Genomic DNA, 12,614 nt, shown 5'->3' with positions numbered 1-12,614 from the left:
TGAAACAATAAATCTTCGGCCTAAAACAAGGTCGAAAGAATCGTTGTGGACTATAATCTGAGTAAAAAGGAGGGGACCTTAAACCGAATTGGGGTCAGAGAATACATACCTCATTTTTTCTGTCGTATCTTCGGTTAGGATAATTTCTTCGCCGACCTTTCGGGCTGTCAGTCGGATAGCCTCGCCCATACAACCGTAGAATATACCCCACACCATCGTCTCGGGATTAAAAATGCGAAGTGTCGTTCCGTATTCGGCATCGGGTTGTTTATCTATCAGGCGTTCCTCGCGAGAGGGAACGATAAAGAGGTCTTGAACTGCCGTACCGTCCAATACTCGGGAGAATATCCATTCGCCTTTTACTCTTCGTGGCTTGACATCTTCCAAATGGTCATTCCACACGATGTTCCATTCACCTATCAAGCAGCCGAAGAAGTCGTATTCTTCGGGGATTCGTTCATTTCTTGCATTACTACACAATGCTGTTATAAATTCATTCATATCGTTTTTATTTCTTGTTCTTCGGAAGTTTTTGCGAAGCTTGTTCTATTTTCTTCTCATCTCGAGTAACCTTGCGTTCCAACTTCTTTATATCTTCTGCAGCAGGCAATTCTTCTGGTTTGATACCACGGTTTCCCAACATGGCACGCACACTTTGATTGTTTTGAATATGCTCTCGAGTGATGGACGGTTCTCCGTAAAGGTCTTTGTTTTCTACATTGTAATTGGTCATTTCCGTGGCGAGATTTTTAGCAGCAATGGTAAGAGTGGGCAGAAAGTCTGCCAGCGGTCTATTGGATTTCACGCCCAACCGTTTTTTCATATCTTCCGTAGTGTGCCCTCCGAAAAGAGCCGTGTCACCTTTAGAGCGTATTCGTCCAAAACCTTTATCGTCCACACCGCGTTCATATATATTTTGCGACAATTGTTTTTCTGCTGCTCTCAATTTGTCCCGTGTTTCCAAGCGAGAAAGCAAGTTTAGTCGCTCTTCTATCAGCTCAGCCTTCCGTGTTTGAACAGCAAAATAACTTTGGGCAAAGGCAATCTCTTCTTTCTTTGGATCACCGTTTTGAGCAATGAGATAACAAGCGTAACGAGTAAGCATAAAATCAGAAACTTCACGCTTGGCACCACTACCCAAATCTACCATTTTCGTGACTTCACGAAAATGGTCATCTACATTGATGTCCTGCGACTTGCACGAGGCGACTGCCCGATGTATGGCAACGAGAAAATTCTCCCAGCGAGCATAGCCCAATATCGTTTGCAGTTCTCGTGCAAACCAAACCTCGATTTGATCTTTGGCATCATCACTTTCTATATGCCGAACAATGCCGTCAAAAGTTGATTTATATTGTAATATACTATTCTTATCCATTGTTTTTTATTTTCTTGTGAATCCTTCAATTGTATGGGGGTTGATAACAAAAAAAATAACATCAGTAAACCTCTAAATGCAATATGATTTTTATATTAGAACTTGGATTGTTTGCGAAGTCCAATTACTGCATTTGCAATATCTTGTTGAGCACACCTATTACTCCATTCTTTCCAAAATTTTATAGTTGCACTGTCAGGCTTAATTATTGGTTCTGAGATTAAAATCCTTGTCGGTAACAAAGAAGCATCTCCTACTACCAATGCTTCTCCAATATCTAAGATTGGAAGAACTTCTGTTAGACCGGCAAGATTATCGGGTAAAAGTCTTTTAATTACGGTTTGATCTTCTGCATTAGAAAGCCGTAATGAGATAAAGTTGTTGCATTGACTTAAAACTGTTCTATTAACCTCTGCTGGTCTTTGACTTATTACTACTAGACTAACGCCATATTTTCTTCCTTCTTTTGCAATTCTTTCAAAACTTTTCAAACTTAATTCAGAAGCAGCATCTTGACTGGTTCTTTCAGGAATATATAAATGAGCTTCATCACAAAGCAGACAAATTGGATGTTGATTTTCTTTTGTTGTCCATTGTTGAACGGTGAAAATAATTCTTGCAACCAATCCAATTACTAATGGCAAAACATCTGATGGAACCTCCGAGAAATCAATAATTTTAACGCCTGCTTTTTTACCATTAAGTTCTGAACCATGCATTAAAGCACTACAAAGATCATTTAACCAATTTAACTGTAATTCATCATCTGAAACTTGGAAAAGAAACCCAATACGTTTATCGTCTTTTTTTGCTTCAAGTCGTTGAATAAATCTTGTCAACTTTCCAAAGAATGGACCTTGCTTTTCTTTTCCTGCAGCTCCAGGAACCATTTCTTCGTCAAGGCGTTTTAATTCTTGAAGCACCTTTTCTAATTTATAAGGGATAGGGCTATCAATAGTAATACTATCTTTGAAAATAGTATCTTTCACTTCATCAAGATATTTTTGTTTTTCTGTAAATACGGTTTTAGAAAATAGCATTGCTTGATTGGGGGCATTGCTATCACTACGGTCAAGCAACATTGCTAACATCTCTTCGTAAGTCAATAACCAATAAGGCAACATCAAAACGCCGTTTGTAAGATTACCTTTTTTTCCTAAATCAGAAGGATTGGCAATTCTGAAATGCTGTATTCCGTCTGCCTTAAAATTCTCTCCACTATATTCTCCGTGTATGTCAAACAAAATAGAATTTGCCATTGGTAATTTAGCAATCTGTTCAATAATTTTGGCAACACACCACGATTTCCCCGAACCAGTACTTCCTACAATAACTGCGTGCCGTTGGAATAGTTTATCTCCATCCAAAAATGCTTCTGCATTTTCATCTATAGAATATTTCCCAATAGAAAGAGGTATTTGATATTTCTCTTTCGTGGAAATAGTTTGCATAAACCTTGTAATGTTTTCTCCGTCTATAGGGAAGCATTTGGCCTCTATTTCTGGAACAGTATCAAGCGTTCTTTTAAACACATTCTCTTTTTCTCCGTGCTTATTTAACAATGTCCCAATTAAGTTCACTTTCAGAATATTTTCTGTAAAAAGAAAATTATTCAATCCTAAATCTTCACCTACTGGTTGCTCGTCATCAGTAGCCTTACGAGTTATACGATTTATAATTCCAATTAAATATTGTCCAGCTTTTGAGCTTTTGATTGCAACCAAATGATTAACCTGTAACTTTCTTAACTTATCAAGTTCTTCAACTTTTACGATAAGCGTTGCTGTGTCAACGCTAAAAACAGTTCCGATAGAAGCATTATCTTCAAAATCAAAAATTACCATATTTCCTATTTTATTAGTTTGATATATTCTGAAAGTTGCCAATAGCTAACGCCTTCAATTGTATGTTCTCCCTGATTTGAAGAATATATTTTTGTGTGGTTGCCACGGCTTTCTTCCATAAGTATGTAATTCTTACAATCTCCATCAATTATTGCCTCTTTTGTTTTTGGGGTTAATTCTTTTGTGATTACAATTATTGGTTTTGATTTTATCTGTTGAATGAGTTTTGGTTGAACGTGTTCATCATTGAACCCGTAACCAATACACAGAAATCCATTTGCGTTTTGAATTTCTGTATCTGCCTGTGTAAAAATAGTTCTATATGGTTCTTTATGTGTTTCAGCATACTTGCTAAGTCCGGGAGTTACAATCAATGGCTTATAGCCTTGTGGAATATTTTTACATAGTGGCAAATGAATGTTTTCTTTATTCGGTGTTTCAAACCAGTCTAATGATCCATGGACCTTCCATATATTAACCTGTCCGCTATATCCTTTTATATTTGCCAAGGCATTCGTATGAATGCTGTCTGAAAAATGTCCAATATAGTTGTGAGCATATCCTGTACAGATAAAAGCGTTTGCAATACTTGCACTATATTCTGCAATACGATCATAATTGGTAGTAACTATGGAAAGTTTTCTATTAGTCGTTGAAAGCAAATGTTTCATTAATATTGCCAATGGCACTTCCTCTCCATTCAAAACAAATTGTTTGTATGCTTTTAGGTCAGTTTCAGAGATTCGTTCCCAAGTTGCTTTAAGTACAGATTTTAGAACAGTATCGTTGAGTTGTATTTCTAACAATGTTTTCTCTAAATCCTTTGTTTCTTCAAGACTTTTTTTAAACGCCTCAAATTGTTTTCTATCTGAATCCTCTTCAAAGTCTAATGTGTGTTTCAAGTGTTCGCCAAGTGTCCACATTGAAGGCAATCCAAACGAAACAGAAGCACCACTACCTAATACGAGCAATGGGACTTTATTAGACCAATCCTGAAGTTGTTTTAACAATGCATCAAAATCCATATAGCTTTCCTTGGTTTATGTTCTTGTGTATAATCTCAGATAATAACCACTCCATATATTCTTTCAAAATTTTCTTATAGAAGAAAGAATTACTTTACCGTAAAGGGATAGAGTTGTTCACTTACACGTTGTTCCGACTTCTTCCATCCCAAACCCTCATAGAAAGCCAATGCCTTTGGAAAAGCTTTTACTCCCAATGTGATTAAAGTAAATTTCTGTCTCATAATTTGTACATTATAGAGTTTGCCACAAAGTTACTCATTCATAACGAGAAAGGCGAAGAAAATAGCAAGAAAACAGGGCAACTGCATCAAAATGTAAGTGCCTGATTATCAATCATAGTTTTGAGAGCATTCCTTATCTTTGGGTATAATCTCCGAAATGCAATCATTTGAAAATTAGCAACTTGTATTTTCTCGAATTTTTTGATGCGGTTGCCATGGCTGAAGATAGGGATTTACAACAGTTTCCTAAATTTCATTTCAGCCAATCTGTTGATTTCATCTTTGTAGGTCTCAAGATGATGCAGGATGATGTTTTCTACATAGATGCCAATGGTCATATCTCTGTTTCTCATCGACATGACTATCTCCGCCAACGTGTCCTGCAACTCTTTGGCGATATAGATGGTCTTGCGATTTTTCAAAGTGTTGCGACAGATGAAAAGCGACTCATAATCGCCTTTGTCAGCCTTTCGTCTTTCTCTTCTTGGGACTCTTGAAAAATCCTTTGACATAGGTTCGTCATTTGGACGTTCCGATTCAACACACAGCTCTTCAGATTGAGAATGTTTTATCTCACTCTCTTTTTTTTTCATGGGAATACCCTGTGAAATAAGTTCTCGGATGGCAACGGGATCTACCTTGCCATTTTTGTTCTCTGTCATACTTCCTTAATTTTTATTGTTATACAATTCACTGTTCATTACGTTGCCAAGATGTTTACCGATGGAGATGAATACATCCGTTATCGGAGATATATCCAATAATTGGCTTGTACCAGCAGGGCTACATCCTTTTGTTCATACCCTTTCTGTGGAGATGTTAATTAGCGTCCATCAATACAATCGTTCGATTGTATCTGCTTTCGCACATTCCCACGTTCGAGTGAAAGAATCAAGGATATGTTCTTTGGTATATACCCTCGCCTATATCGCTCATCGAAACGTGATGTTATCGAAGACGCACACCCTCACCGACATATTCGACAGTGCAAATATATGGCTCGGTGATGCTGTAATCAGTGTGATTTCCTTTAGTGCGTACTTGTGGCGTCAATTTGGATAGTTATGGCTTCATATGAGGTAATGGAGTTAGACATGACGCTTAGTAATTTTGCACCCAAGCGGTAAGCCGAAGCTTTCGAGACATAAAGCGCTCTTTTTTGAGTGATTCGTTTTCGTCCTTCATGGACAGACTTATTTGCATCGGGCAAATAGCAAGGTATGCCTTGCGTTACCCGAAATTATTTCGGTAACTCAAAAACCCTTGCTCTTGGCAGAGGGCGGAACATCTCCGAAGTCGGTGTTCTTGAATAGAAGTTTTCGTTGTTTTGATTGGCTATTTTATCGTGAACGCTCTCTGAGGGATTTCAATTGTGTTTAGCACGTCCTATTTCCAGAAGAGAGAATTACAAACCATTAAAATCCAAAGTAATGACAAAGAGAAATGTGGGACGACCTCCCAAGAATGAACGAGCCGACCATTGTTGTATGGTTCGATTTACGGACACAGAATTTGCTAGTTTCCTAACGCTATTCGAGCAATCGAGGCTTCAAAATAGAGCCGCTTTTATCAAGGCAAGGGTCTTTGATGAGACCTTTCGAGTGATAAAAGTGGATCGTTCGTTGCTCGATTACTACCAAAAACTGACAACTTTGTACGGACAATTTCGCAGTGTCGGGGTGAATTATAACCAAACTGTAGTCGCTTTGAAAAGCAATTTTACTGAGAAGAAAGCCTTTGCGATGCTCACCAAGTTGGAGAAACTGACACTCGAATTGGCAATTATTGGAGGGGAAATCGTACAACTCACTCGTGATTTTCAAGAGAAATGGCAACATCGGTAATGACCTTTTACTGTGTATTATTATTCCTTAATGAAAAAATCAGGCTTCCCTTTTACTTTCGGAAGCCTGTTTAACCTTTTGATGGTGATTACCGTTTCTTGAACTTGCCGCCTTTCAGGTCGCTCTCCACCATACGTCTGTTGAGTTTCTCTCGGAGTTCGTCGAGGAAATAGGTGCGGCTATCATCTTTACGACGTTTCATGTTCATATAGACGTTGTAGCAGTTCTTTATCTCCACTCTGAAGATCTCCGAGAGAGTATCTGCCAACTCCTCTACACCTATTTCTCCGTTGTTGATACAGTCGCAGGTGTCGAGAGCGTAAAGAAGTTCAACTAAATCTGTTGCTTTGCCTGTCCAACAGAGTTCCTTCACAGGTCTGACTGGCAAGGCAGGAAGAAGTCCCTGCATTCGCAGCTTCAGTAATTCAAGCTCCGTGTCAATGACAAAGAGCAGTTCTGATACATTTTTTCCCCTCTCCGTCCATTGAATCTCCCCTTTGCAAGGGTTGTAGGCAAAAGCGTGTATAACGGAGGGTACGAAACAATGAGACTAAATCTCTTTCTGCATCACATAGGGCAATAATCTTCAGAATAAAATTGTCTGACGCGTTTTGTATCTGTCCTTTTGTAGAGCATAAAGAGATTATTGTCTTAAAGTCTTCAGTTTGAATAAGTCTTAGCATAATCATATCTTTTATGTTCAACATTGTAGATTCTCTGTTGTGAGATGTGATTTATGACGTATTTCCCTATGAATTTGAATGGCAAAGAACAGTGTCATCAAAGTTGCAAAGACGTCGGCTACCGGTTGTGCATAAAGCACTCCGTTCAATCCCCAATATGATGGAAGCAGCAATATTACAGGAATAAAGAAGAGTCCTTGTCGTCCAATATTGAGCAAAAGGCTTTGTCGTGCTCTTCCGATTGCCATATATAGTGTGGAATACACAAACTGGAAGCCGAAAGTGAAAAACATTAGCGTATTGGCTCTAAGGGCAATTCGTGCAATTTCTTGCATTGTTTCATCTTTGCCGAAACAACTGATAATAGGAGAAGCAGACACGAGTATGAAAGTGCTCCAAAGTACACAAAACGAGGTTGTGAGTATCAAGGAACAACGTACTGCCTCTTTTAACCTTTGGAAATTTTCTGCCCCATAGTTATAGCCAGCCATCGGTTGAAGTCCCTTAACAAATCCGAAAACCACGTTCGTTCCCAATGTTACAATTTTCAAAACAATGCCCACTGCTGCTACAGCCTCTGCCCCATATTTCACAGCGGCTTTCTGCAACAAACTAATGGAAAGGGTTTGAAGTAATTGCAGAAAGAGCATCGAGATACCTATCTTGATGATGTCCAAGTACATTCTTATTGTGGGAATAAACAAGGTAAATGATACTTTTACCTTTGCTTTCATAAAGAAGCGGATGTAAATGATTGTCGTAATGATTCTTGAAAGAATGGTTGCCCATGCTGCTCCTTCCACACCCAAATTGAAAGTGTAGATAAACAAAGGGTCTAATGCAACATTGACGACAGAGCCTATAATCATTGCCGATGCAGATGTTTTCGATACTCCCTGAGAAACGATAATATTGGACATCGACACATTCAATGTTCCTATGACACAACTAATAATAAAGAGTCTGCCGTATGCTTCTGCTAAGTTTATCATCTCCTCGTTTGCCCCCATGAAAAGCAGGATGTCCGGTAGGAACGCATTACATACAAGGGCAATGAGAGCAGCTAAAATTATAGAAGTGATCACCGAGACGGAAGCGACCTGGCCTGCTTTGACAATCTGCTTCGCCCCTAACAAGCGAGATATATACACTCCGCCCCCAACACCAAACATCAGCCCTATCCCAAGAAACAACAACGATAAAGGGAAAACAACTGATACGGCAGCGACAGAAAGAGTTCCCAAACGTGCAACCCAGAAAGTATCTACCACATTGTATATCGCCATAATCAGCATTGCGATGACAATAGGTATCCCCAATTTTGTCAAGGCTTTCATCATACTTCCTTCTTGCAAAATATTCACAGCGTTGTTCATCCTTGTAATCCGTATCTTTTTAAGTAAATAAATTCCGCTGCAAAGGTACAGTGGGATACAGGTCGTCACAATAGACGAACAAAGGGGATAATAGCACTATTCGTGGTAATTCTTTCTGAAGAGCGTTGGAGAAACTCCTGCAACTTTGGTAAACAGTCGTGTGAAGTAGGAGTAATCGTCAAAGCCCAAACTATGTGCAATCTCTTTGACGGAGGCTTTCGTATAGACTAACTGACGTTTAGCCAATAAAATAATCTCGTTTTGGATATGGTGGCTTACACTTGTCCTCAGAACAGAATTTACCGCCTCATTCAGATAGGCAACGGTAATGTTCAGCCGTCCGGCATAGAATGATGGCGAACGGTTGCTTCGGATATTGTTTTCCAGCAAATCCCGAAATTCCCATACAATTTCCTTGTGTCTGGTCACTGTCCCCTGCAATTTGGATTGAACTATTGTTGCATTTACAATGTTCTCTACGACCAACCCTACAATGACGGTGGTCAGTCGCTGAACGACTGCTTTGGCAGATGGATTTTCCATGCCACTCAGTTTGCAGTCGAGAAGTGATAATAATGGTTTCAGTTCCGATATGTCGGAGAGTTGTATTTCTTGGCGACCGTATCGCTCCAATGTTCGTTTTTCCTCCTCGTTTACCAATACAGAGTCGATAATCAGAAACGTTGCGGAAAGATTGAAAGCGTCGATGATACGGTGTACTTGTTCCGGACGGATGATGACCAGACTTTCCTTCCCGAAAGTGTATTCCTCGAAATCAATATTCAGACAGCATTGCCCATCCTCTATGAAGCCAAAGAAATAATAGTCGTCAGTATGAGAAAAGGCATATCTGTCTGAAGATACTGATGTTTTAGATATAATCGTCTTCAGATAGACTCCAAAATCTGTGAGTTGTGAACTTCTATGGATTGGTAACTGGGGCATACTTTAAATGTTTTCTACCAATATTTCCCGAATAAACTCCCAAGCCTCCTCTATACGGTAAGATATTCCCGGACGGATGATAGCGTACATGTCGGTGATGAACTCATTGTCTTTCAACTTGGTTTCCATATTGGCAAGGAACTGTTTGCATGTGGGAGGTTGCTCTACCACAAATGCCATATACTGGCGATAGCACTCCAATATTTTCGTTGCATTCGTATCATTATTCTTCATCGCCCAATAGAGATCGAAGAGGTCGCGTCCTTTACGGCGTTGATATAATGCCCGAAGTTTTGTTCCGAGCAGTTCTTCCAGCTCATAGCAAGTTAAATCACATTTTCCTGTAAACCATGAATTGGTTACTTGAAAAGGAATCTGTTTCAGTCCCAACACACTGAAATGCTCACGGGTGTTGATTTCTATTTTCAGCCGCAGGTCGATGACCGGAGGAAACTCCGATTCAAAGCGATAAATGACCGTATTGTTATGGATATGCTGCTTGACTGTCCGTTTCGTTCCCAAGAATACGAGCCGTTCACGTATTTCCTTCAATATCGGGTTAATCGGAGCCGGCTTTATCTGTACTAAGTCAATGTCTTCCGAATAGCGTACCTGTGGCTGTATGTAGAGCTTGTGCAGAGCCGTACCACCACGAAACGCCAATGTCTCCCTGATGAGTGGCGATGAGAACATTTCCACCAGTGCACGACTGATAACCAAATCTTGTTCCACTTGTGCTTCGTTTGTCCAAGGGGCTACGGATTTCCATTCGAGGATATATCGTTGAGGTATCATAAAATGTCTGTTTCTATTTCATCGTTTACAATGACTTTCCATTTTTCATCCAATGTGCCACGCTTCTCTGCCGAAAGAGAAAGATATTGGGGATATACAGTCCGCTTGGCAATGACGGAAGACAAGCCCTTTGTCAGGTCTGCTTTTTCCAACAGACTCTCAAAGATGTAGCCCAAACGCTGTATGATAGCTGTAGGGTAATAGGTTGCGGTGTTTCGCAAAGAGGATTTGCTGATACATTCAGACAATTCATCAATAATACCGACAACCCGTGCCAATCCGAAAGTGCGTTGGTTTTCCACAAGGTCGAGCATTGTCGCCTCCGGAGTGGACACATTCACATATCCCGTTCGAGTCTTCATCTGTGTAATACAAGAGTTATTCCACTCTTTCTTTATGTTGAAAGCAATATGCAACCTGTCATTCTCAATGTTTCTGACAGGAGGCATACCTGTAGTAACAAAAAAACGCATCGGTTGCTGATGGGCTGCCCCGTGAAGTGCGGCAGCCGATAAAAGAGAGATGTAATAGTCTCGTCCTATATATCTCATCAAATCATCGATATACATAAGAGGAGGAACGTTTTTTTGCAGGGAAAACTCCGGAGTGATAATTACGTAAAAGCCTCGTCTGACAAGTGCAATCTCTCCATTACTTGCCAAACGGGATAAGGATACCTGTGCGATTTTTCTGCCATATCCGCTTTGTTGCATCACCTCTTCAATGGAAAACGAAATTCGCCCCACCGACAAGACCTGTCTGATAAAACCGCTGTAAGAAAATCCTTTTTCTGCCATATCCTTATTTTTTAATAGTAGCTATAATAGCTACCGTTTGCAAAGATAGACTATTCAAAAGAAAAGCCCAAAGATTTAAGTAAGAAAATAATTTCAACTGTCTTTTACATTTAATTATACCATACATCCTTGGAATAATACACAAATAAAATTGGATTTGTTTTCTTCTCCGAAAGCCTGCCAATTATCCACCTTCGCAAATTCTTTGCCTTTGGTGTGGCAATACGAAACGATAGAATCGTTATCATTTCCATACCATACAAATCTGTAAAGCCGTGTTCAAAGTGGAGCGTTTGCATTGCTTCCGTCTCCATCAAAAGACCCTCTTTGAATATCGCTTTGATTTGTGCGTTCACTTTTCCGGAGAATGCCCCTAGTAGGTCGGCAATCTCACAAGCCGACATCCAAATGGGAGCAGACGGGATGTGTATTTCTCCATTCTCACTGATGGTTATGATTTCTCTTTTCATCGTGTTTCAATATTCGTTGTTCTTTCGTCTTTCTATCAGTCTATCCATATCTTCTGAGATTTTCTTCTCCGAAATCTTCGCATAGGTCTGCGTACTGGTAATGGAAGCATGTCTCATCATCTTGGCAATGCTCTCCGTGCAAATCCCTTCGGAAATCAAAAACGATCCGAAGCTGTGCCGGGCTTGATGGTAGGACAGATTCTCCTTGCGTCCGATGATGACGCCCAGTTCGTGTATCTCAAACCACATCATATCCCTGCTTGGCAGCGGAAAGACGGGTTGCGTGTCATCTGTCGTGTTATACAGGTTGATAATCTGCTCGGCTATCGGATGCAGGGGAATGAATGACTCTACTTTCGTTTTCCTGCGGTTAATCCGTATATAACGCCTTCCCTAAGCTGTCTTTCCTATGTGATGCGGATAAAGCAATTGTGTATCAACATAGGCAAGCCCCGTAAAACAAGAGAAGATGAAAGTCCGTCGAGCCAGCTCTTTCAAAGGGTCATTCTGTGGCAATTTAAGTTCCAATAACTGTTTTAGCTCCGCTTTGCTGATGTGCATACGCTTGGCAGGTGGCTTCTTCTCATATTCGACTTCTTCCAATGGATTGGCTCTAATAATCTCATGGTCAACAGCAAGGTAAACTAATCGGTTCAGCCAACAAAGGCAATGGTTGGTCTGCGATGCTCCGAAGTTTTTGTATCGTTTCAGATAAACCTTGTATTCCCGTCCGAACTCCTCGGTGATGTCTGAGAAAGCAATGTCGCTCATGCCTTTTGACTCCAAAAACTCGCGGATATAACTTTGGTAATATCTTGAACTCCTGTATGTGGAGTTTGAGCCTATTTCTTTGGCTCTTATCGCAAGGCGTTCTCGTTCTCTTTCTCCCATCCGGAGTAAATGAACGGGGACTACGACATGTCCTGCGATTTCGTTTTTCAACAGTTCCGCACTGACAACGCCGTATTTCTTGAGCAGATCCTCATAAAGCTGTTCCGCATTACTGCGGAACTTCTTCAGACGGTTGTTTGTCCGTGCATCTGAGGCCTCTGCATTTTTGGCGTTCCATTGTTGGGGGTTGCAGGAGATACCCGTGGTGATAACGGTGTTCTTTCCGTCAATGGAGATTCGGCAAAGGACGGAAGTTGTACCATCAGAACGTACCTTGTTGCGATTGATATAGAGTAGTAAAGAAAATGTGCTACGCATAATTCGTTTGTTATTATGGGGTGT

12 protein-coding genes and 2 pseudogenes are annotated in these 12,614 nt (G+C 40.3%); 1 reads left to right on the top strand and 13 read right to left on the bottom strand.

What is annotated here, in order from left to right:
* Window positions 1-93 precede the first annotated feature (93 nt).
* The 6 genes and pseudogenes from FHS60_RS09430 to FHS60_RS09405 form a co-directional block, all read right to left on the bottom strand.
* A pseudogene (locus FHS60_RS09430) lies at window positions 94-501 on the bottom strand (hypothetical protein); the annotation flags it as partial.
* 7 nt (window positions 502-508) lie between these two features.
* Window positions 509-1,378, bottom strand: coding sequence for a DNA damage-inducible protein D (gene dinD, locus FHS60_RS09425; protein ID WP_015546407.1), 870 nt, complete (start codon window positions 1,376-1,378; stop codon window positions 509-511).
* 95 nt (window positions 1,379-1,473) lie between these two features.
* The gene (locus FHS60_RS09420) at window positions 1,474-3,222 is read right to left on the bottom strand and encodes an ATP-binding protein (RefSeq protein WP_183697929.1); all 1,749 of its coding nucleotides are present in this window, start codon (window positions 3,220-3,222) and stop codon (window positions 1,474-1,476) included.
* Between the two features lie 5 nt (window positions 3,223-3,227).
* Window positions 3,228-4,247: an SIR2 family protein gene (locus FHS60_RS09415; protein WP_039416745.1), complete on the bottom strand. Its 1,020-nt coding sequence runs from the start codon at window positions 4,245-4,247 to the stop codon at window positions 3,228-3,230.
* 89 nt (window positions 4,248-4,336) lie between these two features.
* Window positions 4,337-4,471, bottom strand: coding sequence for a VOC family protein (locus FHS60_RS10440; protein ID WP_256824718.1), 135 nt, complete (start codon window positions 4,469-4,471; stop codon window positions 4,337-4,339).
* Window positions 4,472-4,704: 233 nt separating this feature from the next.
* On the bottom strand, window positions 4,705-5,133 hold the full coding sequence (locus tag FHS60_RS09405) for a DUF3408 domain-containing protein (protein ID WP_077085280.1): 429 nt from the start codon (window positions 5,131-5,133) through the stop codon (window positions 4,705-4,707).
* 768 nt (window positions 5,134-5,901) lie between these two features.
* On the opposite strand from FHS60_RS09405, the gene mobA reads away from it, so the two are divergent.
* Window positions 5,902-6,315 (top strand): conjugal transfer protein MobA, encoded by a 414-nt coding sequence (mobA, locus tag FHS60_RS09400; RefSeq protein WP_221189665.1) that lies wholly within the window; start codon window positions 5,902-5,904, stop codon window positions 6,313-6,315.
* 88 nt (window positions 6,316-6,403) lie between these two features.
* On the opposite strand, the gene FHS60_RS09395 is transcribed toward mobA, so the two are convergent.
* The 7 genes and pseudogenes from FHS60_RS09395 to FHS60_RS09365 all read right to left on the bottom strand — a co-directional run bounded on the left by FHS60_RS09395 (window position 6,404) and on the right by FHS60_RS09365 (window position 12,590).
* Entirely contained in the window at window positions 6,404-6,724 is a 321-nt protein-coding gene (locus tag FHS60_RS09395; protein ID WP_183697927.1) for an RteC domain-containing protein, read from the bottom strand.
* Between the two features lie 291 nt (window positions 6,725-7,015).
* Window positions 7,016-8,374, bottom strand: coding sequence for an MATE family efflux transporter (locus FHS60_RS09390; RefSeq protein ID WP_183697925.1), 1,359 nt, complete (start codon window positions 8,372-8,374; stop codon window positions 7,016-7,018).
* 96 nt (window positions 8,375-8,470) lie between these two features.
* A complete protein-coding gene (locus FHS60_RS09385; protein ID WP_183697923.1) occupies window positions 8,471-9,319 on the bottom strand; it encodes an AraC family transcriptional regulator in 849 nt (282 codons plus the stop codon).
* A 3-nt stretch (window positions 9,320-9,322) separates the two neighbouring features.
* Window positions 9,323-10,114 carry a nucleotidyl transferase AbiEii/AbiGii toxin family protein gene (locus FHS60_RS09380; protein ID WP_183697921.1) on the bottom strand — a complete coding sequence of 264 codons (792 nt, stop codon included), beginning with the start codon at window positions 10,112-10,114 and terminating at the stop codon, window positions 9,323-9,325.
* Window positions 10,111-10,911, bottom strand: a complete 801-nt coding sequence (locus FHS60_RS09375) for a type IV toxin-antitoxin system AbiEi family antitoxin domain-containing protein (protein ID WP_183697919.1) — start codon at window positions 10,909-10,911, stop codon at window positions 10,111-10,113. The genes FHS60_RS09380 and FHS60_RS09375 overlap by 4 nt, the downstream gene beginning before the upstream one ends.
* Before the next feature lie 110 nt (window positions 10,912-11,021).
* Complete coding sequence (locus FHS60_RS09370; RefSeq protein ID WP_183697917.1) at window positions 11,022-11,381, bottom strand: hypothetical protein; 360 nt, start codon at window positions 11,379-11,381, stop codon at window positions 11,022-11,024.
* Window positions 11,382-11,387: 6 nt separating this feature from the next.
* A pseudogene (locus tag FHS60_RS09365) lies at window positions 11,388-12,590 on the bottom strand (site-specific integrase).
* Window positions 12,591-12,614: the final 24 nt, after the last annotated feature.

The organism is Alloprevotella rava (genome assembly GCF_014195585.1).
Lineage (GTDB): Bacteria > Bacteroidota > Bacteroidia > Bacteroidales > Bacteroidaceae > Alloprevotella > Alloprevotella rava.
Note: the sequence above shows the minus strand (reverse complement) of the source record. Positions and strands in the feature narration are given on the sequence as shown.